Source organism: Pseudomonas quasicaspiana, assembly GCF_021147825.1.
GTDB lineage: Bacteria > Pseudomonadota > Gammaproteobacteria > Pseudomonadales > Pseudomonadaceae > Aquipseudomonas > Aquipseudomonas quasicaspiana.
This window is the reverse complement of sequence record NZ_JAGTPI010000079.1, coordinates 1-24,636: the sequence shown is the minus strand read 5'-3', so window position 1 is coordinate 24,636 and position 24,636 is coordinate 1. Positions and strand designations below refer to the sequence as shown.

The 24,636-nt window shown below is 54.6% G+C and carries 26 protein-coding genes; 13 read left to right on the top strand and 13 right to left on the bottom strand.

Annotated features, from left to right (window positions below; genetic code table 11):
• The first annotated feature begins 325 nt into the window (after positions 1-325).
• The 6 genes from KDX30_RS27100 (at position 326) to KDX30_RS27075 (ending at position 7,180) form a co-directional block, all read left to right on the top strand.
• Entirely contained in the window at positions 326-814 is a 489-nt protein-coding gene (locus KDX30_RS27100; protein ID WP_231678004.1) for a hypothetical protein, read from the top strand.
• A 16-nt stretch (positions 815-830) separates the two neighbouring features.
• Positions 831-1,073 carry a hypothetical protein gene (locus tag KDX30_RS27095; RefSeq protein ID WP_231678003.1) on the top strand — a complete coding sequence of 81 codons (243 nt, stop codon included), beginning with the start codon at positions 831-833 and terminating at the stop codon, positions 1,071-1,073.
• Between the two features lie 117 nt (positions 1,074-1,190).
• Positions 1,191-1,805 carry a TetR/AcrR family transcriptional regulator gene (locus KDX30_RS27090; RefSeq protein WP_122807736.1) on the top strand — a complete coding sequence of 205 codons (615 nt, stop codon included), beginning with the start codon at positions 1,191-1,193 and terminating at the stop codon, positions 1,803-1,805.
• A 75-nt stretch (positions 1,806-1,880) separates the two neighbouring features.
• Positions 1,881-2,990 carry an efflux RND transporter periplasmic adaptor subunit gene (locus tag KDX30_RS27085; RefSeq protein ID WP_231678002.1) on the top strand — a complete coding sequence of 370 codons (1,110 nt, stop codon included), beginning with the start codon at positions 1,881-1,883 and terminating at the stop codon, positions 2,988-2,990.
• Complete coding sequence (locus KDX30_RS27080) at positions 2,987-6,079, top strand: efflux RND transporter permease subunit (RefSeq protein ID WP_231678001.1); 3,093 nt, start codon at positions 2,987-2,989, stop codon at positions 6,077-6,079. Before KDX30_RS27085 ends, KDX30_RS27080 begins: the two co-directional genes overlap by 4 nt.
• A 174-nt stretch (positions 6,080-6,253) precedes the next feature.
• Positions 6,254-7,180 carry a Gfo/Idh/MocA family protein gene (locus tag KDX30_RS27075; protein ID WP_122395792.1) on the top strand — a complete coding sequence of 309 codons (927 nt, stop codon included), beginning with the start codon at positions 6,254-6,256 and terminating at the stop codon, positions 7,178-7,180.
• Between the two features lie 380 nt (positions 7,181-7,560).
• Here KDX30_RS27075 and KDX30_RS27070 read toward each other — a convergent pair whose 3' ends face one another.
• Both KDX30_RS27070 and KDX30_RS27065 read right to left on the bottom strand, forming a co-directional pair.
• On the bottom strand, positions 7,561-8,949 hold the full coding sequence (locus KDX30_RS27070; protein ID WP_231678000.1) for a surface-adhesin E family protein: 1,389 nt from the start codon (positions 8,947-8,949) through the stop codon (positions 7,561-7,563).
• A gap of 59 nt (positions 8,950-9,008) precedes the next feature.
• Positions 9,009-9,254: a hypothetical protein gene (locus KDX30_RS27065; protein WP_231678006.1), complete on the bottom strand. Its 246-nt coding sequence runs from the start codon at positions 9,252-9,254 to the stop codon at positions 9,009-9,011.
• 158 nt (positions 9,255-9,412) lie between these two features.
• On the opposite strand from KDX30_RS27065, the gene KDX30_RS27060 reads away from it, so the two are divergent.
• The 3 genes from KDX30_RS27060 (at position 9,413) to KDX30_RS27050 (ending at position 11,436) form a co-directional block, all read left to right on the top strand.
• Complete coding sequence (locus KDX30_RS27060) at positions 9,413-10,030, top strand: hypothetical protein (protein ID WP_231677999.1); 618 nt, start codon at positions 9,413-9,415, stop codon at positions 10,028-10,030.
• Between the two features lie 398 nt (positions 10,031-10,428).
• Positions 10,429-10,887, top strand: coding sequence for a GNAT family N-acetyltransferase (locus KDX30_RS27055; RefSeq protein ID WP_231678005.1), 459 nt, complete (start codon positions 10,429-10,431; stop codon positions 10,885-10,887).
• A gap of 63 nt (positions 10,888-10,950) precedes the next feature.
• Entirely contained in the window at positions 10,951-11,436 is a 486-nt protein-coding gene (locus tag KDX30_RS27050) for an AAA family ATPase (protein WP_231677998.1), read from the top strand.
• 53 nt (positions 11,437-11,489) lie between these two features.
• Here the strand turns inward: KDX30_RS27050 and KDX30_RS27045 are convergent, their stop codons facing one another.
• The 6 genes from KDX30_RS27045 to KDX30_RS27020 all read right to left on the bottom strand — a co-directional run bounded on the left by KDX30_RS27045 (position 11,490) and on the right by KDX30_RS27020 (position 15,826).
• The gene (locus tag KDX30_RS27045) at positions 11,490-11,816 is read right to left on the bottom strand and encodes a low molecular weight protein tyrosine phosphatase family protein (protein WP_231677997.1); all 327 of its coding nucleotides are present in this window, start codon (positions 11,814-11,816) and stop codon (positions 11,490-11,492) included.
• A gap of 84 nt (positions 11,817-11,900) precedes the next feature.
• Positions 11,901-12,431, bottom strand: coding sequence for a 3-demethoxyubiquinol 3-hydroxylase (locus tag KDX30_RS27040; RefSeq protein ID WP_231677996.1), 531 nt, complete (start codon positions 12,429-12,431; stop codon positions 11,901-11,903).
• Positions 12,432-12,642: 211 nt separating this feature from the next.
• On the bottom strand, positions 12,643-13,089 hold the full coding sequence (locus KDX30_RS27035) for a GNAT family N-acetyltransferase (protein ID WP_099269731.1): 447 nt from the start codon (positions 13,087-13,089) through the stop codon (positions 12,643-12,645).
• Between the two features lie 61 nt (positions 13,090-13,150).
• Positions 13,151-13,948, bottom strand: a complete 798-nt coding sequence (locus KDX30_RS27030; RefSeq protein WP_231677995.1) for a phosphodiesterase — start codon at positions 13,946-13,948, stop codon at positions 13,151-13,153.
• Between the two features lie 416 nt (positions 13,949-14,364).
• Positions 14,365-14,847, bottom strand: coding sequence for a hypothetical protein (locus KDX30_RS27025; protein WP_231677994.1), 483 nt, complete (start codon positions 14,845-14,847; stop codon positions 14,365-14,367).
• A 352-nt stretch (positions 14,848-15,199) separates the two neighbouring features.
• Positions 15,200-15,826: an immunity protein Imm33 domain-containing protein gene (locus tag KDX30_RS27020; RefSeq protein ID WP_231677993.1), complete on the bottom strand. Its 627-nt coding sequence runs from the start codon at positions 15,824-15,826 to the stop codon at positions 15,200-15,202.
• Between the two features lie 630 nt (positions 15,827-16,456).
• On the opposite strand from KDX30_RS27020, the gene KDX30_RS27015 reads away from it, so the two are divergent.
• The 3 genes from KDX30_RS27015 (at position 16,457) to KDX30_RS27005 (ending at position 18,955) form a co-directional block, all read left to right on the top strand.
• Positions 16,457-16,717: a hypothetical protein gene (locus KDX30_RS27015; protein ID WP_231677992.1), complete on the top strand. Its 261-nt coding sequence runs from the start codon at positions 16,457-16,459 to the stop codon at positions 16,715-16,717.
• Between the two features lie 717 nt (positions 16,718-17,434).
• Complete coding sequence (locus tag KDX30_RS27010) at positions 17,435-17,851, top strand: Imm50 family immunity protein (RefSeq protein ID WP_231677991.1); 417 nt, start codon at positions 17,435-17,437, stop codon at positions 17,849-17,851.
• Between the two features lie 294 nt (positions 17,852-18,145).
• The gene (locus tag KDX30_RS27005) at positions 18,146-18,955 is read left to right on the top strand and encodes an isocitrate lyase/PEP mutase family protein (RefSeq protein WP_231677990.1); all 810 of its coding nucleotides are present in this window, start codon (positions 18,146-18,148) and stop codon (positions 18,953-18,955) included.
• Between the two features lie 68 nt (positions 18,956-19,023).
• Here KDX30_RS27005 and KDX30_RS27000 read toward each other — a convergent pair whose 3' ends face one another.
• The 3 genes from KDX30_RS27000 to KDX30_RS26990 form a co-directional block, all read right to left on the bottom strand.
• A complete protein-coding gene (locus KDX30_RS27000; RefSeq protein WP_231677989.1) occupies positions 19,024-19,503 on the bottom strand; it encodes a GNAT family N-acetyltransferase in 480 nt (159 codons plus the stop codon).
• Positions 19,504-20,162: 659 nt separating this feature from the next.
• Entirely contained in the window at positions 20,163-20,963 is an 801-nt protein-coding gene (gene sseB / locus KDX30_RS26995; protein WP_176560651.1) for an enhanced serine sensitivity protein SseB, read from the bottom strand.
• A 330-nt stretch (positions 20,964-21,293) separates the two neighbouring features.
• A complete protein-coding gene (locus KDX30_RS26990) occupies positions 21,294-22,484 on the bottom strand; it encodes a TDT family transporter (protein ID WP_231677988.1) in 1,191 nt (396 codons plus the stop codon).
• 104 nt (positions 22,485-22,588) lie between these two features.
• On the opposite strand from KDX30_RS26990, the gene KDX30_RS26985 reads away from it, so the two are divergent.
• Entirely contained in the window at positions 22,589-23,509 is a 921-nt protein-coding gene (locus KDX30_RS26985) for a LysR family transcriptional regulator (RefSeq protein WP_231677987.1), read from the top strand.
• Between the two features lie 96 nt (positions 23,510-23,605).
• Here the strand turns inward: KDX30_RS26985 and KDX30_RS26980 are convergent, their stop codons facing one another.
• On the bottom strand, positions 23,606-23,926 hold the full coding sequence (locus tag KDX30_RS26980) for a hypothetical protein (protein WP_231666641.1): 321 nt from the start codon (positions 23,924-23,926) through the stop codon (positions 23,606-23,608).
• 135 nt (positions 23,927-24,061) lie between these two features.
• The gene (locus KDX30_RS26975) at positions 24,062-24,445 is read right to left on the bottom strand and encodes a hypothetical protein (RefSeq protein WP_122395811.1); all 384 of its coding nucleotides are present in this window, start codon (positions 24,443-24,445) and stop codon (positions 24,062-24,064) included.
• Positions 24,446-24,636: the final 191 nt, after the last annotated feature.

Sequence of the window (24,636 nt, the reverse complement as noted above, 5' to 3'; positions counted from 1 at the left end):
GGACCTGCATTGTGAGAAATTCCGCTTCGCCAACAAGTTGGCTCCTACCGTGTCCGCGTTTCCAATCCATTATTGAAGTGATGTTTGATGAAAGTGCGCGTTGTGTCCCTGACACACCGCAGTCGCGAAGCAAACGGCTGACCCCGGTAGGAGCCAACTTGTTGGCGAGACGTCGGACCTGCATCGTGAGAAATTCCGCTTCGCCAACAAGTTGGCTCCTACCAGGTCTGTGTTTCAAATCCATTATTAAGTGATGTTTTATGAGCGCTGCCGATGTTTGACGCTGCCCCTTGGTCGTTCCAACAGAGGAGAATCCTCGCTCCCAATGATCCGCTTTAGCCGGAACTTACCTCGCTACGTTAGTATTGGTTTTTGTGAACAGGAGGCCGATATGCAGCGTCTGGCGAAACCAACGGATTACGTGTTGACCGATGTTCTTGGAAAACAGATGTACACGATTCCATGGGAGACCCGACTGTGCCCAGGTAATCCTGCTGATGATCCGCAAGATGGCGCGTCGCTCTATAACGAGTTTGTGCTGGCTCAAGCCAATGGCGAGCAATCGCGAACGCCTGAGCAACAGGTCGACGATATTATTGAGTGGACCCTCGCGACACCCGGTGAGGCGGCGCGCAGTCTGGCGGTTGATCTGGCAGCGGCGTATCAGGGCACGTATCAGTTTCGGATAGAAGATCTTGAACACTGGGACCCGCAAACCAAAGCGTTTCGTGCGCATCTGATTTTCCACAATCAGGATCTTCGTTGTCTTCGCGCCTCACAGGTGATGGCTTTACGAAACAGATCAACGACGTAAAACAGCGAGGTAATTGATGTCTGCAGATCCGCTATGCCTTGTGTTTGTGCCTGCTCTTGTCGCGGTCCTGAGCGCCGCTGAGAACAGCAAAGGTTCGCCACTCACGGAAGCCGAGGTGGTTGATATTCGAGACCGCGCCACCTGTATCGCTCTGTCGTTCAGCACTGCGCTTGAGATGGAACAGGCGCGTGGATATCCCGATATCGTGGCTGAGGATTGCTGGAACCAATGGCAAACGGTGCGACTGCAATTGGCTTGAGGTTTACCTGATTCCTGATTTAGATCAAAGCCGCTTCTTTATCGAGCTGATTATTGTGACCAGGGTTCAATTGGGTCACTGGTTGCCAATCCATGCTCACAGAGCTAAGTTAGAAACATGACCAACCAAAACGATACGCCGCCATCGCGCGGTCCCTCAGATCACAGCGTTCGCGATCAGGTCGTGGACGCTGCTACACAGCATTTCGGCCACTATGGATATGAGAAGACCACGGTGTCTGATCTTGCCAAGGCCATTGGCTTTTCCAAGGCCTACATCTACAAATTCTTTGACTCCAAACAGGCCATCGGCGAGGTCATTTGCTCTAACCGGCTGGCGATGATCATGGCCATTGTGAACACCGCAATCAAGGATGCGCCAACAGCTTCCGAGAAGCTGCGCCGCCTGTTCCGGTCGCTGGTCGAGGCTGGCAGTGATCTGTTTTTCCATGATCGCAAGCTCTACGACATTGCGTCCGTGGCAGCACGGGATCAGTGGCCGTCCGCGATGGCCCATGACGAACGCTTGCGCCAGCTCATTCAGCAGATTGTGCTTGAGGGCAGGGAGTCTGGCGAGTTCGAGCGCAAGACGCCGCTGGACGAAGCTGTGCAAGCCATTCACCTGATGATGCGCCCTTACATCAGTCCGGTGCAGTTGCAATACAACCTCGAAATCGCGTCCACAGCGCCAGTACTCCTGTCGGCATTGATACTGCGCAGCTTGGCACCCTGATATTGTGACCATTGACTAATTTGGTCACTATCTAGAGAATTGGATTCCTGCTCACTTATTGAAGTAAGGCATCCTATGCTCTGGTCCAGACCTGCCACTATCGCCGTGTGTGTGCTGCCATTCCTGCTGGCTGCCTGTGGCGAGTCCTCGAACGTACGTGATCCGCGCAATCAGCCTCCACTGGTGAGGACTGCTACCGTCGCGAACGCCGTCGATTCATCTCGATCGTTCACGGGCGTTGTTGTTGCTCGCGTTCAGAGCGATTTAGGGTTTCGCGTCTCCGGCAAGGTCCTGGAGCGTCTGGTGGATACGGGGCAGACAGTCAAGCGTGGTCAGCCGCTGATGCGTCTGGACCCTGTAGACCTTGATTTGCAGTCCAGGGCCCAGCAACAGGCCGTTGCCGCTGCAGAGGCGCGTGCGCGGCAGACGGCAAGTGATGAGGTTCGTAATCGGAATCTGATCGCTTCAGGTGCCATTTCTGCGTCGAGCTATGACCGGATCAAGTCGTTGGCCGACTCTGCGAAAGCCGAGCTGAATGCCGCACAAGCCCAGGCCAGCGTTGCCCGCAATGCGACGGGGTACGCGGCGTTGCTGGCTGATGCCGACGGGGTGGTTGTAGAAACCCTGGCAGAACCCGGACAGGTCGTAAGCGCAGGTCAGCCGGTGGTGAGACTGGCAAAAGCGGGGCAGCGTGAGGCCATCATTCATTTGCCCGAAACACTGCGTCCGGCTGTAGGCGCGCCCGCTCAGGCGAGGTTGTACGGTAATAACTCCAGCGTTATCCCTGCGACGCTGCGACTCCTTTCAGATGCCGCAGATCCGCTCACCCGTACCTTCGAGGCCCGTTATGTGCTGGACGGCGCCTATGCCAGTGCACCGCTCGGTTCCACGGTCACGCTCAGCATCGCTGACCCCAAAGAGGCTGAATCTGCATTTACAGTGCCCGTCGCGGCAATCCATGACCCCGGCAACGGGCCGGGCGTGTGGGTTATTTCAGGGACACCTGCGAAAGTGTCATGGCGTGCCATCGAACTGCTCGGTGTCAGCGACGACTCGGCAAGGGTGAGCGGCAGCCTCAGGCTCGATGAGCAAATCGTGGCGTTAGGGGCGCACCTGCTTCATGAGGGCCAGGAGGTGCTGGTGCTGCATCTGGGCGCCAATGGCGTCGCAGGAGTGAGGCCATGAGTGGCGGGCGCTTCAATCTTTCGGCCCTTGCGGTTCGCGAGCGGTCAATCACGTTGTTCCTGATTTTCCTGATCGGGGTGGCCGGAACGCTTTCTTTTTTTAAATTGGGTCGTGCAGAAGATCCGCCGTTTACCGTAAAACAGATGACCGTTATTTCTGCCTGGCCGGGCGCCACTGCGCAAGAGATGCAGGACCAGGTGGCCGAGCCGCTTGAAAAGCGCATGCAGGAACTCAAATGGTATGACCGAAGCGAGACCTACACCCGTCCAGGCTTGGCGTTCACCATGGTTTCACTTCAGGATAAAACGCCGCCTTCCCAGGTGCAGGAGGAGTTTTATCAAGCCCGCAAAAAACTGAGCGATGCCGCGCGATCCTTGCCTGCCGGGGTTATCGGTCCGATGGTCAATGATGAGTTCTCGGACGTGACCTTTGCGCTCTTTGCGTTAAAAGCAAAAGGTGAACCCCAGCGTTTGTTGGTGCGCGACGCTGAATCCCTGCGGCAGCGCTTGTTGCATGTGCCCGGCGTAAAGAAGATCAATATCATCGGAGAGCAGGCCGAGCGCATCTTTGTGTCGTTCTCTCATGAGCGGTTGGCGACGCTGGGCATCTCGCCTCAGGACATTTTTTCAGCACTGAACAACCAGAACGTGCTGACGCCTGCCGGTTCGATAGACACCAGCGGGCCCCAGGTGTTTTTGCGTCTGGATGGCGCCTTAGACACGCTTGAGAAGATCCGCAACACGCCCATCGTGGTTCAGGCCAAAACGCTCAAGCTGGCGGATGTCGCGACGGTTGAGCGGGGTTACGAAGACCCGGCGACGTTTATGGTGCGCAATCAGGGCGAGCCCGCGCTTTTGCTGGGCATCGTGATGCGCGAGGGCTGGAATGGTCTGGATCTGGGTAAGGCGCTGGATGCCGAGACGTTGAAAATCAACACCGCTATGCCGCTGGGCATGACGTTGTCGAAGGTCACTGATCAATCCGTCAACATCAGCTCGGCCGTTGATGAGTTCATGATCAAGTTCTTTGTCGCGCTGCTGGTGGTGATGCTGGTCTGCTTTCTCAGCATGGGCTGGCGAGTGGGCGTGGTGGTCGCAGCGGCTGTGCCGCTCACGCTGGCGATCGTCTTCGTGGTGATGGAAGCTTCGGGCAAGAACTTTGACCGTATTACTTTGGGGTCATTGATTCTCGCCCTGGGGCTGCTGGTGGACGACGCCATTATCGCCATCGAAATGATGGTGGTGAAAATGGAGGAGGGCTATGACCGTATCAAGGCGTCCGCCTGCGCCTGGAGCCATACGGCCGCACCCATGCTGGCGGGTACGCTGGTCACCGCAGTGGGGTTCATGCCTAACGGTTTTGCTCAGTCAACGGCGGGTGAATACACCAGTAACATGTTCTGGATCGTGGGTATTGCGCTGATTGCTTCGTGGGTGGTGGCAGTGGTTTTCACGCCATATCTGGGCGTGAAAATGTTGCCCGACATCAAGCCGGTCGAAGGCGGGCATGCGGCCATTTACGACACCCCTCATTACAACCGCTTTCGACGAGTGCTCACCCGCGTTATCGCCCGAAAATGGTGGGTAGCAGGCGCGGTCATCACTGCTTTTGCCGTGGCGATCGTCGGCATGGGGCTGGTTAAAAAACAATTCTTCCCGACGTCAGATCGTCCTGAAGTATTGATCGAAGTGCAGATGCCGTATGGCACATCGATTGAGCAAACCAGCGCCACGACAGCCAGGATCGAAGCGTGGCTGAAAGAGCAGGAGGCGGCAAAAATTGTCACGTCTTACATCGGACAGGGTTCGCCGCGTTTTTACCTGGCAATGGCGCCGGAGCTGCCGGACCCTTCGTTCGCAAAGATCGTTGTGCTGACCGAGAGTCAGGAAGCACGGGAGTCCCTCAAGCACACCATTCGCGAGGCAGTTGCTCAGGGCCTGGCACCTGAAGCTCGGGTGCGAGTCACACAACTGGTATTCGGTCCGTATTCACCCTTTCCAGTCGCCTACCGCGTGATGGGGCCCAACCCTGACACACTGCGTGAAATCGCCGGGCAGGTAGAAAAGGTGCTGCTGTCGAGTCCGATGATGCGAACCGTCAACAGTGACTGGGGGCCACGCGTACCGACGCTGCATTTTTCGCTGGATCAGGACCGCTTGCAGGCAGTTGGACTGACGTCCAGCGCAGTCGCCCAGCAATTGCAGTTCCTGCTCTCGGGCGTGCCGATTACGTCTGTACGCGAAGACATTCGCTCGGTCGAGGTGATGGGGCGGGCGGCAGGAGATATCCGTCTGGACCCGGCGCGCATCGAGGGCTTTACCCTTGTGGGCTCTGCCGGTCAGCGCGTTCCACTGTCGCAGATCGGAGAAGTTGGGGTGCGCATGGAGGACCCCATTCTGCGACGCCGTGACCGCGTACCGACAATTACGGTGCGGGGCGATATAGCAGAAAACCTGCAACCCCCGGACGTGTCCGCGAAGATCATGAAAGATCTGCAACCCATCATTGCCAGCCTTCCTGATGGATATCGCATCGAGCAGGCCGGGTCGATAGAGGAGTCAGCCAAAGCCACGGTAGCCCTGGCGCCTCTGTTTCCGATCATGATTGCGATTACTTTGCTGATCATCATCCTGCAAGTGCGATCAATGTCGGCGATGGTCATGGTGTTTCTGACCGCGCCGCTTGGGTTGATCGGCGTGGTGCCGACCTTGCTCTTGTTCGGTCAGCCGTTCGGAATCAACGCCCTGGTGGGGCTTATTGCGCTGTCCGGCATCCTGATGCGCAATACGTTGATTCTGATCGGGCAAATCGACCAAAACGAAAAGGAGGGGCTCGATCCGTTTCATGCGGTGGTTGAAGCGACCGTACAGCGGGCACGTCCGGTGCTGCTCACGGCTCTGGCGGCGATTCTGGCGTTTATCCCGCTGACCCACTCGGTGTTCTGGGGCACCCTGGCTTACACCCTGATTGGCGGTACGTTGGGAGGCACCGTCATGACGCTGGTTTTCTTGCCGGCGATGTATTCCATCTGGTTCAAAATTCGTCCTGACAATGGCAAGGACGCGGAACGCCAGGCGGTGCTCACTTGATCGTTTCAGGGGCACGCCGAACTGCTTTTTAATTCCTGGTCGGGCGGGCGAATGAGCTGAGCGCGTGAAGTGTTTCATGCACAACAGGTTTGCCACAGTGATGACTTCCCCGCCGTACAAACGTAGTCTTGGTGGATCGTTTTCCAGATAACTACAAAAACTCAGGAGTCATCGATGCAACCGATCCGTCTCGGTCTGGTGGGCTACGGCAAGATTGCCCAGGATCAGCACGTTCCCGCGATAACCGCCAACCCCGCGTTTCAGTTGGTGGCCGTCGCAACGCAAGGCCAGCCTTGTGCCGGTGTAGAGAACTTTCAGTCCTTGAGCGAGTTGCTCGAAAAAGGCCCGCAAGTTGATGCGATTGCCTTCTGCACACCGCCGCAAGGGCGATTCGCGCTGGTGCAGGAAGCGTTGGCGGCGGGTAAACATGTGTTGGTCGAGAAGCCGCCGTGCGCCACGTTGGGTGAAGCGATGGCGTTGGCGAGTCAGGCTGCGGAGCAGGGCGTGAGTGGTTTGTTCGCCTGGCATTCGCGTTATGCGCCCGGGATCGAAGCTGCTCGCGACTGGCTGGCCACTCGCACGTTGCACAGCGTGCAGATCGACTGGAAAGAAGACGTGCGCAAATGGCACCCCGGTCAGGCATGGATCTGGCAGCCGGGTGGTCTGGGGGTTTTCGATCCGGGCATCAATGCCTTGTCGATTGCCACCCATCTTCTGCCGCTGCCGCTATTCGTTGAGTCCGCCGAGCTGCGCGTCCCGAGTAACTGTCAGTCGCCGATTGCCGCGTCCATCAAGATGTCTGATGCCCGTCAACTGGATGTTCGCGCGGAGTTCGATTTTGACCATGGTCATGATGAACTCTGGAGCATCGAGATTCGCTGTGCCGAAGGTGTTCTGCGACTGGACAACGGTGGTGCGCTGTTGAGCATCGACGGCGTACGTCAGGCTGTTTCGGAGGAGGGCGAGTACGCCGCTGTATATCGACATTTTCAGCAGTTGATTGGTGACAAAGCCAGTGATCTGGATTTGCAGCCGTTACGACTGGTCGCGGACAGTTTTTTTGTCGGCAGCCGGACGTTGGTGGCGCCGTTTTACGATTAGGTCTGAAGAAACCCGATTTGTAGGAGATCGCCCGGTGCCCCTGACACCGCGCTGTCTCGCTGCAAACACAGTTCCATGTGTGTTGCTTGGTCTGGGCGGCATTCCGACGATAAGGACACCGCGGTGAATCCTTCAGGCTGCGTCGCCTTCATCGCGGGCAAGCACCGCTCCCACAGGTTATGCGCGATCTCGTAGGACCGGCTTTAGCCGGGAGGGCGTCGGGACAATCACCCAACCTTCTTGGGAATACTGCCTTCCCGGTTAAAGCCGGTCCTACAGGGCTGTGTTTGCTGCGCGACAGCGCGGTGTCACAGAGACCAGAACAGGGGCGCTCCTACAGGGCTTGTGTTTTTCCTGTTGGAGCAAGCAAACGCGGTGCTTTACCGCGCATTTACCACCTGCATATTCATTGACGTGTAATCTTTTTCGTCAGTGCGGGCATGATAGAAAAAGCCGTAATCCACAAGGTAGTAGTAATGCTCTGTCTGGGGGAGCGTGAAGCCACCCATGCTGGTGCGGCAGATCAGTGCTTTCGCGTTGCCCTGGAGATTGGCGTACAGTTTTTTCGCGGGTTGCTCGCGGTCCACTGAACACTCTACGATTTCGGGGTCTTCGCCCAGTTTCCCAAGCACATTACTGGACAGGCTTCGAGTGAAGGTGTAACCCACTTTGCTGCCCACGTTCAGGTGTTGCCAGTCGCCGTGGAAGGTCAGACTTTTCATTACCAGAGTGTCATGGGAAAGTTTGGCTTGTTCTCTGCCGGACAGCTCCAGCAGTCCGCGCCAATTAATCTGACGCCCGACGTGATTTTCGTTTTTATGGGCAATCGCGAGCTGCCCGGTAGTCGGGTCTGTGGACAGAGTAAGCGCTTTGCCGTCTTTCCATTCAATCTTGCCATTGCTGCGTGTCCCGGCGAACTCGATGTAATTGAGCTGTCGGGACGGCGCTGGCATGCGCAGTTGTTCGATGTTTTTCAAGACTGACGGATTGACGTCGGGCAGGGCATCGGCTGCCACCGTTGCCTTGCTGCGCGGCTTGTGTGCAGGCAGGGAAGCCAGCGAGTCTGGTGCCTTGCACACATGCTCGAGCAGTCTGGAAAGGTCTTCGTCCGCGGCGGTTATGGCCTTTGGAGCGGGAAGTCTCTCAATTTGCCCGTCGGTAACTTCATTTTTTGCGTTCAGATAATAAAGCCCCAGCAGTGTCGCGCTGCGTGCGCTGCAGTCCATGACGTAGTATTCGCGTGTCTGGGTGAAAGGCGCGGTGTTGGACGGGCTGATACTGGTTTTCGGCTCATCATGCGCCGCCCAGAACTGCACCTTGTCGCCCTGTTTCTGCAGGCTCGTGATGTCGAGCAGTAGCTGTTGTTTATCGTCAGCCCCGGCCACCTTACGCCAGTCCGGCATTGGCAGATTTTTACACGCGCGAGTGAAGTCCCGATTGTCCATCAGCACGGTATGGTATTGCGCTGGCAGTGGCGTTGCAGGGGTGTAGAACCCGTAATTGCCGGGGTAGAAGCGCCTGTACTTGAATGAAAAAACCGCATTCACCTGCGGCTGGGAGCAAGCAGCCGAAAACTGGGAAGTGCTCCAGAACGGCGGACCTGAATCGGTCGGGTCAGCGACCTGAAAGTTAATCACGTCACCTTCACGCATCACGCTGTTGGGGGTGAAAGGCTGTTCAAGCAGCGCAGTCTGTTTGTCTGCTGGCACCTGATGGCTGGAGCAGGCTGCAAGGCTCATGAAGGCAAGAGGAATAATCGTGCGTCGCACCGGTGTCTCCAGTCAGTCCGTTTGATGGGGGATAATTACATAAGTGGTTAGATACGAAATCAGGATTTTGACAGGGCAGGCTCAAACGCCACCTGGAAATCCGCTGCCAACAAACGATGAGCCCTTTCAAGCAGGTCTGTTGATTGATCCCGCTGCGTATTGAACAAGCTGATACCCAAATGATGTTCAAGGTGCAGCGTGAGCGTTTGATCGCCTACCTGCAGGTCCCAGTAACGCTGATCAAGGCCGTCGATTTTTTGCGTCCAGACGCCTTGAAAACTGTGCTCAAGCTTTCGGGCGATCACTTCAAATAAATGCCAGTCGGCTGCTTCGGATATTCTCAGTTCCACTGGGTTACCTCTACTCGCAAGTTGTTGCCTTGCTTAACCGGGGATGACCTGCCGACCGGTTACGGGTTATATAACACTCCGCAACTGACCACACGACCCAAGAGCGCCAGACAATGTTATCTGAACAACAGGCCCGCGCCATCGTGCTTGCTCTCCATGACGGTTATCTCAGGGACGGAAAGCCGGAGCGTTTTGTTGTTTATTTTTGTGAGCTTTCTGCCAATGGCGATTACTGGGTAGTTCGCTCCAATTCTGAGGATTACGTTGTGCATGGCAAGACGGAGTATTGCTATGTTGGCGTTAATGCTCACCTTGTCGACGTCTTGACTGGAGCGGTCGAGACAGTTTGCAGTGCCATAAGTGTTGAAGAGTACCTGCAAGACAAGTACGACCTGCGTACGGCTGGGGAAAATCTTTACGTGCTCACTCCAACGTTTAGCCGTGAAAACAAACCCGAACTGATTAACCTTCGTCAAAAACTCGAGTGCTCTTACCCGCAAGCCTTGATGTTGATAAATGAGCATCGCCAGTGGTTGACGGGCACACGTCGGCATCTCGAATGTACGCAGCAGTTGCTTGCGGATCAGGGCGTCTCCACCCGGATCGAGCTGCACCCTGACTCGGGCCAGGCGATTATTATTGACGTCGAATGCTGGCATATCGGCGCTGCGTTGAAGGCACTTCGTTCCAGGATTGCCGCTTTCTCGAAGAGCGATCAGCAAGCGCCATGAACAAAAAACTACCTGAGCGCGAAATCAAAACGCTGCTGATAGCCGCCGAAGAGCATGGCCTGGCGCTGAGTGATCTGGAGCAAATCAGACTTCAGTCCGAAATGAATTCGGCAGACATCCTGAACAAGTTGGCACTAACTGTTGCCGAGGGCTACCTGTCGCACGCCTTGACCTATGAGTTTTGCGATGGCGTCATGAATGGGATCGCGAATGCCATCGTCGAGGTAGGCATAGTGACTGATCTGCCACAGCCAGCCTTCGCGCTTTATCAGGCTTTCGATCAAGGCGAGTGGGTTCGCAGCAATGATCCGCCAGATACTGATCCGGGTGAGAAATACACCAGACCTGTGGTGATGGAAATAATGAACTCATTGGAAGTAAACGAAAAGGAACCCCATATGCTCCGCCTGATCTGGCTGCGCGATGATATGCAGTACAGCAATACCTTCGCACAGTGGGTGCACGAACAATTTGCTTATGAGTACGTCGATCGCCCATTAAGTGACTGGCAGCGTGAGTTTGCCGAAGGGCAGGTTAATGGTGACTGGCAATGCCTGATCGCCGTCGAGGGCGGCCTGCTTCTGGGCGGTGCTGCACTGGCCAGAAATGACCTGGCCGAACGCCCTGACATCGGCCCTTGGCTGGCCTGCGTTTTCATCGCTCCGCATGCACGGCAGCGAGGTCTGGCGGAACAACTGATCGAAGGCATTTGCGCTACAGCAAAAGCCAACGGCAATACGCGACTGTATCTGCATACCCACGATCGCCATGAGTACTACGCCAAGCGCGGCTGGCAGGTGCTGGAGAGTTTTCAGGCGTGGGGTAAGGAACACAGGCTGATGGGGCGGGATCTTTGACTGTGCTTGAAGTCGGGCAGCCCTCGGCTGATACCCACCACATTTTGACAACAGGACCTGTCGATGCCAACTCCGAAACTGCATCTCATGTGCGGCAAGATCGCCTCCGGCAAATCAACACTTGCGAAGGCACTTGTCGCTGAACACTCGGCAATCCTACTGAGTGAGGATCACTGGCTCTCGAGGCTTTACCCTGGCGAGATCAAATCAGTGACCGACTATGTGCAATTCGCCCATCGAATTCGTGATGTTTTGCGCCCGTTGGTGATCGATATATTGCAGTCGGGCATCAGTGTTATTTTGGATTTTCCTGGCAACACTCGCGCAGATCGCGAGTGGTTACGTGGTCTGGCGGAATCAGGCGGAGTGGGACACTGCTTGCACTATTTGGACGTGGATGATGATATTTGCCGCGCCAGGTTGCACGCCCGCAACAAGAGCGGTGAACATGACTTCGCTGCGACCGACGCGGAGTTTGATTTGATCACTCGATACTTCCAGACGCCAACGCCGGAGGAGGGGCTGGATATTGAGGTTCACCGTTTGTAATTCATCAGTTGATTGACGATTGTCAGGGCACCCAGCCCTGACAATCTCCATCATCAAACGGGTAAAAAGCGATGAACCTTGGCTTTCAATATCTCAATCAATTCAGGTTGCATGTATTCAAAGTCGTCAGGGATATCGAGGCAAACAACTCGCTTGTCTTTCAGCGCACTGGCAAACCTTGCCTTGAGTTTCCTGCGATGAGCAGGCTCCATGACGAATATCAGCTCCGCCCTCTCGACAAGCTCCGAGTCCACGGGAACGTCGGCGTCATGACCGATCCCCGCAGATGACGTTGTTACACCCGGCCAGTTTGCAAAAACATGTTCAGCGGTCGGGCTGCGCAATCTGTTTTTACCGCAGACGAAAAGTACATTCAGCATGGATGAACCTTTATCCGACGGGGTCGGGATCGGTCAGTCATTGTTTAGAATAGCGCTGTCGCAACCGGTAGAATTTGCGTGATTTCAGGAGCGCATGCCCATCCAGATCACGGTTTCAGTCCATGCCGTTACTAATGGGTTAAGCGCTCTGAACCAAGCATCGCGGACATCAATTTGCGCCGCTGATTGGTCGTGATGGTGTTGTTCCTCTTCCACGATCGAAGTAATAGCGGCCACTGCATGTGGATCGATATCTCCGAGTTCATGAAGCTGATGAGCCAGGTGTTTGAGCACGACACTTTCCACCGCGACGGTGGTCGCCACAATGGCTTTGCGACCACAGATGCCGGTAACCAGACCCAGCACCAGACCGCCAATACCGCACAGCCAGTAACTGCGGCAGCGCGGATAATTGCGCCGTTGCAGTTCAGCTTGAAAAACCGTCCGGTGACGGCGCTCATGGGAGAGAAACTCCTTGAGTTCACTCACCATATCTGGAGCAAAGAGCCGAGCCATGAACAACTGCCCGCTATAGATGCAGATAGCGCCGTGCTCGCCGGCGTGGTCGACTTTCATTATTCGGTTGCCAAGAGGCGGGTAGTCAGTTTCAGTCACGCTACTTATGCCTTGTCCGAGACGGCGGACAACAAGTTTATCCTCTTTTCAGCATCGACCCTGACTCGGCGCTGTTGTGACACCGACACCTTGTCTGTGGGATTGGGTTCATTCGGGAAGAGTCGATTTTCGGGACGAAAATGCAGTGGATGTACTGGCCACTTTATGCACAAAGCCAATCCGGAACCGGGCAAGTGATACTTTTGCCTCTTCACGCATCCCCCAAAAACATCACATGCGTAGCGTGCTCGTCATCCAGTGGCTGAAAGCCGCAGCGTATGTAAAACGCAGCTGCATCTGAGGTGTCAGTGGAGAGGCGCACGATGCGGAAATGTTGAGTTGCGTGTTCCACAAGTCGATTGACCAATGCCCTCCCGATGTTCTGGCCTCTTGCTTCACGTGCGATGTACACCCTGCGTAGCCTGCCGATGTTTTCCTGAGTAAACGGGTCACGCGTCAGGCCTCCAATGCCTACGAGACGGTCTCCTAGATACGCTGCCATAAGGCATTCGCCCTGCGTGTCGAAGCGATTGGTTCCGGTACGCCATTCTTCAATCAAACGGGTGAGAAACCTGAAGCCCTCTGCGGTGGCTTCTTTTTCCAGTAGCGGAATTCGGGCGGGCAGTCTGGTGATGAGTTGAATATCTAATGGCGACACGCGATGTCCTCGTTTTGAGAGAGTCACTGCCTTGCCGGAAAATACGTGCACGGATTACCCATCAAGCAAACGGCAACGGCCCCGGAAATTTGCCGATCGGCACCCAATGAGTGATAAGCCCGGTATCAGGTTTCCAGTGATGCAAGAGCAGGGCAGGCGGCTCTACGTAAGAGGCTTCCGGAGCATTTGCGTCCAGCGCCAAAGCGATGGCTGTGGTGGTACTGGGGGCGGTGCACAACAGAGAGCCACCAAAGCGCAGCTGCATGGATCGGTGGATGTGACCGCAGACAATTCGCTCGATGGCCGGGTAACGCTCGACCACTTGAACAAGCCGATGCGCATTGATACACGCATACGTATCGATATAGGGAATGCCGCTCAAGAACGGCGGCTGGTGGAGCATGATCAAGGTTGGTCGATCCGGCTCTTCTGCAAGGGCAGCCTCCAGCCATGCCTGTGCTGCTTCGGTCATGTCGCCGTGATGTTCGCCGGGCACGGTGATATCCAGCCCGATGATACGGACGGGCCCGAGGTCTGACGCAACAAAGTGCAGCGGCCCATCGCGTTCAGCGCTTTCTGCCTGGCCAAACGCAGACCTGAACAACTCGCCATCATCATGATTGCCAGGGATCATCAACAGCGGTTGCTTGATCTCCGCCAGCAACGCGCGGGCCATTTCGTATTCTTCCGGTTGTCCTTCATCCACCAGGTCACCGGTGATGATCACCACATCCGGGCGCGGATGAAGGGCGTTCAGATGATCGATGGCCTGTTTGCACATCGTGTTTGAATCCACCAATCCTTTATAGAGTTCGCCTTTTGGCCTGATGTGCGGGTCTGACAGGTGGGCGATGAGCACTGGGTGTCCTCCCTGGAAAATGACTAGCTGTCGATGACAGCCAGTTTTAACCATTTAAACAGCGAAGGCGAGCGCCAGAAGTGGAGCGCCACCCGCCACGACGGCCCGCCAATTCACAAAAGCAGCGCACTCCACCAGCGCTGAAAATTGTTCAGGGCAGCGTTGCACTGGCAGAACCCTTTTTACTTCGCTGTCTTGAGGAAGTTGACCTGAACAATGAACGGGGAAATGTCGCCAACTGGCACGAACAGGTCATAGGCCTCCAGCGCGGTGAGCAAGGACACCGATCCAGGTTGAAGGTAAGTTACCCCCTGCGCGGTGACCGTCTTGCGAACTCACCTATGAATGAAGTACTGACTCGTTTGTCGATACAGCGATGGTTAGATCTGCGCAGGTGACATCTCAACCTTTAGCCTTTAGCGAATAAAAGCAAGTACGCGCTCATACATGGCAGCGTCCCGCGTGATCAGTAACAGACTTGGACAGGCGCCAAGCAGAGCGTGTGTTGGTTGCAAATCCTCAATTTGTGACCAGAACTCGACGACCTCATTGCTCTCTCCGAAAGGTTGAAATGCGATAGCTCTGTTAAATCTGGAGAGCCTTGCCCGACTTGGCAAGCGCTCAAAGACATACCATTCGTCAAAGCCCGGCGTGGGCAACTGAGCGACATCTTCAATCATCGGACTGATCACCAGGTCACCTACACGTTGCCAACCGCTAGCTACCTCAGCAGTACTAAGGTTATGGGCTCCGCTATCCGACCATGCGATAGCAACGTGATGGCCCAACACAAGCTGAGGAAGCTGGCTGATGACGTCGCCCAGGTTAACGTCGCATCCATTATCCCAGTTGAGGGTGCTGTAGCCTGCGTGCGCCCCGGTATGCAGTCCGGCTGTCATGTATCTTCCTTGCAGGATTAGCGATTGGGTATGCCTCAGCACCTTACTCTGGGTGAGGATTGCGTCAACAGGCATCCTGAGTTGTCTGACTGACAGCAATCGACCAAAGCGGCCGGTCGGCATTTTAGGGGGCGGCGGCGACCATTAAAAACGCAGAATCTATTCAGATGAAGCCGACCAAGGTGATGCCGCTGATAATTCTGGCTTGGTCATCAGAGATGACTTTTTTGGTGATTCAGAAAAACGTGGGTAGCCCCTCCGGTTTCTGACCATTAGAGCCCATAGTCAAGGCAGCTAGCGATGCAGATTAATGTACAGTGGCCCAACCCTTGGGTCAGGCCGTTGCCACCCTCTATCCGACCACTTTCTCATCGAGCCAGGCATCGTTGGTTAATTCATGAAACCGATAGCCGTTCGGTAACCCAAGATACTTAACAAGGTCTGGACGGTTAACGGCGAGGTGCTGGGCATGCACAGTCTTCAGGCTTTTGGTATCTCCGTTGTATTTGTCAGTGGTTATCCACCAACCAGACATATGCTCGGGGGAAGGGTACCGCACACCCTCACTTGCCTCTCCCTCAAGCACGCCATCGGAGATGACGATTAGCTGCTCAAATCGAGATGTAGTGAAATCTGCACCTACTTTCGAGCACACTGAGTGCTGCTCAATCCATAGCCTAAGCGTGGTACTGATGCCAAGCGCATAATCATCCGTCAGCGGCACCTGCTCGAAAAATATCAGCTCACGATTATCGTTCAGCTCCATTTTGGTAATCCAGGACCCATAGCCCAGGGTTTCACCAGAAGCCACCTGATGACCTTCCTCAATGTAACGAACCACGAGGTCTATGAACTCAATCGCATCATTTCTCAGGTTGGTATCATTGAAATTCACACTTATTTCGTAGCCAAAGTGTTCTAGCAAGCCCTCAGATTTCAGCGCCACACCGGCGTCTGTTTCCGCGTTAATAATCTTCATTGATGTCTCCTCGTAGCGCCACGCACCTGGCCACCCGGTAGTCGGCTAAAGGTTAAGCGGTGCGGATATAGTCGTTGCTGCGCACAGGTTGGATTGAGGGGCTTTGGCTGGTTGATGATCCGGAATAGGGTTCCCACTCTTGGTTCCCAAGTCCGTATTTCCGCACGTATGGCAACCAGTCTCACGACCAATCTCATCCATTCAGTCTCCTTCACCCTTATTCCAATCTCGTCCGGACCTTCGTGCAGAGAGGGACTCACCCGCAAAATCAGCCAGTCTGAGGGTGCCTTTTGAAGGCTCGTTGGATGAGTTTGAATCTGTTTCGCTGCCAAGTATATTTGTGGGGCCGATTTCAATCCTGTTGAATGGCGATGGCGATGTCGTCAACGCTGAGGAGGGTATGCCATCGATCATGCTATCGAGATTGCCCTTCACGGCAGAGCCGACCCAGATGGACATCACCGCAGTAATAACACACTGGACAGCCGGTATAGCCAAAAAGGCGAACTCACCTTTAGGGTCTACGAGAGAGCGGAGGACGCCCAAACTGACGCCTTTGAGAGTCGTGGGATAATACCAAAAGGTCGCGTTATGAGTGGCAAGTGGGCATCTCTAAACCGGGAGGGTCAAATGTTTAAGTTGCATGAGATTTGGAAGTTTATTGATGAGAGTACTATGGCGATTTATTTTTGCTTCGAAGATCTCGAGCAGAATAAGTTTTGCGTTCAAAATGTGGAGTTTTACAAATCGCCTCTAGATATTGATCGTGATACAAACGCTCGTAATCAGACGGCGCAGCTTTTCGTCGAAGAAAACCCCGTGGGGCGTTGCGATTGGGGTAATTCGCTCTTGGAAGCGATAAAAATCCACGATGATTACTTCAGCGACTAGATCCGTATTTTTCTGAGTACAGTGCGCTTTCTTCATTTAGGGTGGTTCTTTGGGGGGAGGGGCGACATGTCTTATGCTAAAAATAATATTCATTGTGTTGCGTCGTGGAATTTCGGTGGTTTCCATATCCAGTTCGGCAAGGGGAACACGTCAAGGATCGCCAGATGGCGATTTCCAGCCGGCCCTTGGCGCAAGCTGTAAAACTAAAGTTGATCGCCTGGACCCGCGAGGTTATAAAGCGACAAGTGATCCAAGAGCAAAAGGCCCCCACGGCCATCGGCCCGGTGTGACGACACCGGATGGAAGTCCTTATCTTTCGGTGCACCATTGATATGAGTAAATTTACGTATGACGACATAGTTAGAGTATCCGACAAGGCGCCATTGGAAATAAGGCCTGGCGAGCGAGCATGGGTAGTTGGCGTTTACGACGGTCGTCTCGGTGGATATTTTGATCAATTTCCACCAGGTACTATCTACTTAATTGAGTTTGAGGACGGTTCGTCTATCGAGGTTCACGAGTCCATGTTGGATTTGATTGAATAGCCGGGTAAGGAGAGCCGATGATGGCGCCACTCCTGTTATTAAATAAAACTTGAATCTCGTGATTCGCTTGGGAGTACATCCTCAATGGGAACTTCCAAGCCCGCCAGAATTAACCGTTTGGGCATACCGCTCTGATGAGTATCAGTCATTGACGTCATCCTGGAGGCACACAGTGAAACCCGAAGAGCTGATCAGCGGAGCCGAAAATGTTATTGAAACTATTGGTTTCTGGCCATCGTTTCACGACGCAGAGGTGATCTCTCTTCTGGTATCTCGCGGCCTTCCGGACCAAGATTCGGCTACGATCGCGAAGCTCTGCGTGCACTACCGAGAGCATGATGTGGTTGGCGTTGGGACGGCGGACTTTGAATACGTATGCCAGAAAAGTTTACTGGTTGAGCTGATATTCAGTGATATCTATGACCTTTCACTGACAGATTTCAATCATCAAAACTTGCTCGAATCAATTGATCTGAAGCGATTGCAAGACTTATCGATTCTCGTGGATATCGTCTCGATCTGGGGAATTGGCGGAACCATTCGTTGCAACCATGTAGCCGTTGGAGCGGTAACGAATCTGCTGTCCTGATACTGATCTGCTCTAGATTGTACTCAGCTTTACATTGTATGGGGGGCGACATGGAGCGGGGTGGCTTGAGGTCGAGCATGCCCCAGCCATTTTCCCTTTGTGCTAATTGTCTACATTGATTCAGCGTCTCAGTGTTAGCAAGCTGGGCGAAGGTCAACTTTGGGTCGGATGCAAACTGATGCGAAGTCGCGCTCTCGGCCTTCCTGCCTGATAGTGTAGAAGCTCCCAATCACTTGAACTGGGCTACCCTGCGTAACCACCCCTTCAAGATGATCGACAAGGAACCGGATACTCATGGCATCACTGGATGACACTTTTCACAGTCTTCACCAACAGGGTTTGCTGATACTTGCCAACGTGGCGGACGCGGGTGGCGCTCGCCAGGTCGAGCGGCTGGGAAGCAAGGCCGTAGCCACCAGCAGCGCGGCAGTGGCCTGGGCCCACGGTTATCAAGATGGCGACAAGCTGCCTATTGGACTGTTGAGCAGTACCGTCGCCTCAATGTCCCGGGTGCTCAGCGTGCCGCTGACTGTAGATATCGAAGGGGGCTATTCAGACGACCTTGAGCACGTTGCCAAAGTCATCGCCACTGTCATTGACGCCGGTGCGGTAGGTATCAATATCGAGGATGGAGTCGCTCCGCCAGAGCTGCTCATCCAGAAAATCGACACAGCCCGAAGAGTCGCCGGCGAGCGGGGGATAAACCTGTTCGTCAACGTGCGCTGCGACGTTTACCTGAAGAACTTGTTCCCCGTTGAGCGGCGATTGGAAGAGCTATTAAGGCGCGCTGCGCTGTACGCCAGTGCGGGCGCGGATGGGCTATTCGCTGCAGGCGTGGTGGAGCCTCTGGAAATTGCCACGGTGTGTCAGGAATCGACATTACCGGTGAACCTGCTCTGGCGGCCGGGTCTTGCCACTCCGGAAGCCTTGGCGCAGATGGGAGTCCGGCGCTTGAGCGCGGGCTCGGCCATCGCGGAGTTCTTGTACGGAGCCATGGAGGGAGTGGCCCGCGGTTTCCTGGAAAACGGTCAACTCAACACCCACGACCTGAAGGCTAAAACCTACGGAGAACTCAACGCGCTAATGGCCTGTCGATCCCAGTGATACTCCTACTCGGCGGAAGACGACTACCGATCCATTGCGGACGTCCTGCATGCAGGAAAGCCAGTGAATCAGTTCCCGGACCAATGCATTGTCTGAACTGAAATATGCGGATGACTTTCTAACGGCTCCCATTCATCCAGGAAAGCAAAACCCTGCTTTAGATAGAAGTTTGAGGCTCTCGCATTGTCTGGAGAGACGTCGAGAAAAACGCCATCAAAGCCTTGGTCTATCGCGCGAGTTTTCACGGCCTCAACCAACTGAGTTGCTACGCCAGAGCCGCGTGCAGAGGGCGCAATCCACATTCCGATCAAGTTATAGCGATTCGCACTGCTCACTGCTGCACCGACCATTCCAACAGGTTTGTCACTGTCGAAAGCCAGCCAGAATGCCGTTCCGACTGATGATGCGCGGTCTTTCCACTGTTCGTCAGTGTATTTGGCGGCGGTTTGGTAAGTCACACCAAACGCCGTTGGCGTGTCCAGAAGTGCTGCGAGTCGGACTTGCTTCAAAAGCATCCAGTCTTTTGTTTCGGTCAGTCTAATGTCCATAATCTTCCTGGAAAATCAGCAGGGTAAATGTCCTACTCTATCAGTCGACCAACAGTTTCTGGCCAACTCCCGCCCATCGTGACCGACAGCGGTCGTCCAGAAACAACCACAATTACAAAACAACCAATCCGATTGGCTCCGAGGTCTGGGAATTGTTCATGGCATTCATTGTTACCTGCGTTGTGTCCCTGGTGTTTTGGACTTCTGTATCAGCAATCACAGGGGCTGCAGAGCCTTGGGACCTGCCGAGCTACTGGACAGTCATCTATCCCGCCGCGCTAGCTTTGTCAGTGATTCTTGGAACCGTTCTAAGAAGCTCACAGTGGTCCGCAGGCGCGGTCGTAATGCTCTCTCAGATCCCAGTGGTTTTGGTGACTTCTGGTCCATCCCCGTTGATAGGTGTCGGTATCATCTACGCGGCCTTACTCTCAATTCCGGCGATAACGCTGTCATGGATCGCTGGCAAATCGCGTTCAGGTAAGAAGGCGCGATGATCAAATGCGCGTTAACACCGACTTAACAGAACTTCGTCATGCCGTGGACGACGTAATCATTCACTGAATGACAAAACCTCTGGTTTGCCATCTCTCATCACGCCGTCAAACAGGCAAGCACAATTTCGCAGTCCTGCCTTGCGGTTAGCACTGAGTTGATCTCTGTCACGCTTTTCCAAAGCCAAGAAATGAACGCAGCCAGCCCGCCGACTTCCGTTCATAGAAAGGTGCGGTTTGCTTGAGGAAGTAATCGCTAAGGCCTGATTCCCCTTCGTGAACTCGACAGAGGTCAACGGGGTCGCCATCCGGAGCGCTATCCGCGGCAACGTTACCAGCTTCGCGCATGACCAGTTCAATATCTCCGTCCGCTTCAATACCAATGATCAGATGAGGCTTTTGATCAGACGATGCATCATGCATCAACGCCAGAAACGCACGCTTTACGTTGCGATGTTTGGCGAGCAATTGTGTGAGAGAGTTGACCATCTTCGACGGATATTGCGACGGCTGTCCGAGCAACACTTTGGTGTCTTGTTCGACTGTGCGCTGCACTGGTTTTTGGCCGACGCCTTCGGAGAGCAGATGGCGCACTTCCTCCGGTAAAAACTCTTTCCCGTAGGGAGACTTTGGATTAAGGAAAAGAGGGCTGCCTAGTGTGATTTCAAACAGCGATCTGGCCGGAATCTCTATGTAGGACTCTTCGGTAGCTATAGATCTTTGTAGTGTTTGCAACGAAGAAAAAAACGGGATGACAGGGGAGCCGTCAGGCTTTTGCCAATGCGCAATGCTGATGTTGCTACCAGATTCGATGTTGATTCGACCTTCGCCAATGCCGGCAGTGCCAAGGACGTAGACAGTAGAATTTAACAGAGTCTTGAAAAAATCAGGTCGATGGGCAGGTTCATCCGCCGCCAGCCTGAGTGATTTTTCGAGGGTGTTTTCTTGCTTGGTATCCATGATGTCCATCGGCGGTTCCATCAAAACAGACAAAAAATTGATCGAGAATAGCGCGTGGTTTTTTACGCGACTGTGAAAACAGGAAGAAGAGGAGGCTAATCAAATTGAAGCATACGGAGAGTCACCTGGAACGGTTTTCAAGGGAGACTGCCTGGATATCCATGATGGACGAAGAGCCAAAAGCAGCTTGCCTCAATGGACAGTTTCAGGCCTAAAACTGCCCTTGAGGAAAAAGCTACCGGCGAAATCTCCTATTCGCCAGATAACAATCTCTTATCCAGAACAGCATTGATGACGAGATAAGCGCCAGCTCCCTCCATAGCAATCATCTCCACGCTTTCATTTTGAACAGCCTGGTGTCGAGAGCGCCAAAGCGCAGGCTTTGCCCGCAATACAAGGCGACACGAACAAATTACCTCGATAAGCCCCCTGGGCCGTTTTGCTGGCCACCACTAGCCACATGGCCGAGAGCACCACCACGAAGAACACACCCAGTACATCGAAGAAAGCCATGTCCAGCATCGCACCCAGCTTCAGTGTGGTTACGGCGTAGACGCCTAATGGAAAAATAAAACCCCACCAGCCAAGGTTGAACGGGATGCCTTCCCTGGCGTAGCGGACGGTGACAAGCACGGCCAGCAACATCCACCACAAGCCAAACCCCCAGAGCAGGGTGCCGACAATCAAACCCATGCCAGCAGCTACCTGACCAACGCCGGGCAGGCCATGCAAGGCAAAAATCGCAGGCGCCTCGCTGCCGATCAGCAGCATCCCCAGCGCCCCGGTGCCGATGGGGCCTAGGGATAACCAGATCGACGCGGCCATATTTTCGTGAGGCAGTTTATGTAATGCCAGGCGCAGCACCAAAATCACCAGAATGCTGAGTGCCACAGGCACCGAATACGCCCACAGCACATAGCTTGTAATCAGCATGTTGAACTGTGCGCTGGCGTGCGTCAGATGCTGGGCAATGAGACCACCGCTTGCCGCGGCAACTTCCGCGGCCACCACCGGCAGTAACCACACGGCGGTCATCTGGTCGATGGAGTGCTCCTGGCGGGTAAACATCATGAACGGAATAAGCACCCCGCAAGCCATGGCCATGGCCACGTCCAGCCACCAAAGAGCGTGAGCCCAGGGGATTACCGCATCACCCCAGCTTGGCAGACCGTACTGCACCAATCCATTGATGACGGTAGCGAGGCTCATCGGGATGGCGCCGAAAAACATGGAAACGGTCGGGTGTCCGAAAACCTGTCTGGCTTCATGGAAAAACATCAGCCATCGCGCGGTGTACATGGCAATGAAAACCACGAACAGTACGATGTTCAACAACCAGATGATTTTGCCAAGCTGCCACAGAGCTGGGATGTTTCCGGGCAACTGGCCCAGCGCCAGAGCGAGGATGCCGGTGCCCATCGTGGTGGCGAACCAATTGGGCGTGAACTGGCGGATCGACTCTTTCGGTGTCGAGAGCGCCGCTAAAGGCTGCAGCCCCTGTAATACTTTTCCAAAGCTCAGGCCGTCCATCCCACCACCCTCTGTGCAATTGATGAGACGACAAAGTAACGGGATGCATCTATCGAATAAAACGGGTAATTTCGCTATCTCTTACCCATCTGATAGGTAATCCGGTGAGACTGACCCTTCGCCAGCTCGATATTTTTCGGGCCATTGCTCAACAAGGCTCGACCACGAGCGCGAGCCTCGCTCTAGCCTTGTCCCAATCTGCAACCAGCGCTGCGCTGCACGAGCTGGAAAACTCGTTGCAAGTCCGACTGTTCGACCGCGTTGGCAAGCGCCTGGTGCTCAACGATAACGGCCAGCGGCTGCTGCCTCAGGCTATTCGCTTGCTTGAGGCGGCGGTCGAAATAGAAGACGGATTTCAGCACAGGGATCCCGTCGCACGATTGAAAGTGGGCTGTAGCACCACTATTGGCAACTACATCATGCCGCTCCTGATCCCGCTGCTGAGCAAGCGAGCGCCCGGGGTGCGGGTCGATCTGGTGATGGGCAACAGCGCCGATATCGCCAGTCAGGCAGCACAGCTTTCCATCGATATCGGCCTGATAGAAGGGCCGAGTCAGTTGCCCGAGTTGAGCGTTCAGCCCTGGTTCGAAGATGAACTGGTGATCATCGCTGCCAGCGATCATCCGCTGGCGCGCAAAACACAGGTTTCCCTCGACGATCTTCGCGATGCGCCCTGGCTTATTCGCGAAGACGGTTCCGGTACCGCCGAAGAAGTTTTACAACTGCTCGTGCCCCGGCTTGGCCCCTGGAAAAACGCCCAGCAGATCGGTAGTTCCGAAGCGATCAAGCGGCTGGTAGCGGCTGGGGTCGGCATCAGTTGTTTGTCGTATTGGGTGGTTAGCGATCTGATTGCCGAGGGCAAGCTGGCCGTGCTCAACCATCCGGTGCCATCGCAGAAACGGCAGTTGTACACAGTGCACCATCGCGGCAAATTTATTTCACGAGCAATGGACGAACTTCAGCAAACGCTTGCTGATTTCACCTCGGTTGTGGGCGTGAGCGGTGCAATTGGAGGTAGTCGCTGAGCCGAGGCTCGACGCTTGATGGCGTGTTGGGTCTGGCCGTGGGTACGGCTGTTTTTCCGAGACCTGATTAAGAGCAGACTTGGCTCATCAAGTGGTTTACCGCCAACGGGACGCAAGCCTGCGTGCTCTATGACGGCAAGACTGAGACAGCGTTTTGTCATCGGCGCAATGAGCCAGGAACGCGGCCAGCGTAATGTCTATAGGAAAGCCATCCTCGAGCCATTTAAGCGCCAGTCCCGACCAATATTCGGAATGCGACGTCAAGGCTGTGATCACCAGCGGCTGCAACGCTATGTCGGCAGGTAGCGTATATTTTTTGCTAAGGGCGCTTATCGCATCTGGCAAATCGAGCGCAGCTGTTTCGAAGGGTTTCTCCAGCAGCGGCAATAGCCAGACATAGCTGAAATCTTCGTTCATCTTATTCCCCCGATTGCTAACGGCCTTCTTTTGCCTATCACCAAGAGCAGAGATCAACCCCCGCGGAAAACATTCGCTACTAACGGCCGTGGTATCCGGGGGCGCCGGAAACGGACTTTCTAGAAGGCTTAAGGTTTATTGGGGTTGTGAGTCCAGGCGTCCATGGCCGTAGTAATTCATGAATTCGCGCATAGTCGGTGAAAGCTTCTCTTGTGACGCAATTTGCCAGAACTTTCTTTCCCCAAGAACCGGCTGTAACCGCTTGATGAGTTCCTGCGCCGTGTTGTGATGGCCGGTACTCAGCCAGTACCTGAACAGATACTCGTTTTCCTGCCTTGGCAGCTGTGCAGCTTGGAGCAGTATGAGTGAGTATCGGAAGTTCAGTGGCCACAGTTGCTTTAGAAAATCGAGCCTATCGGCGATTGGAAGGCCCACTAACCAGTTCCTCACATCCTTATCCACCTGAGCATTACCAGAGCGCGACGCCACCTGGTCCGGTGTGAAACGAGAGTCGCCCATGGTGTGCGAAGCCTAAAGGTCTAAGGGTAGGTCACATTCTGTCGAAAGCACAGGAATAACGAGCAGCGTATTTTATGTCCCTGTTCGCACTTGGCCGATTCTGTTGAAAAAGTAGATCTCCTGCCTGGTCTGCGGCAAAATCAGGTCATCGGCCAGCGGGAGGATTCGCAGCATGATGGGACAATTGTCGA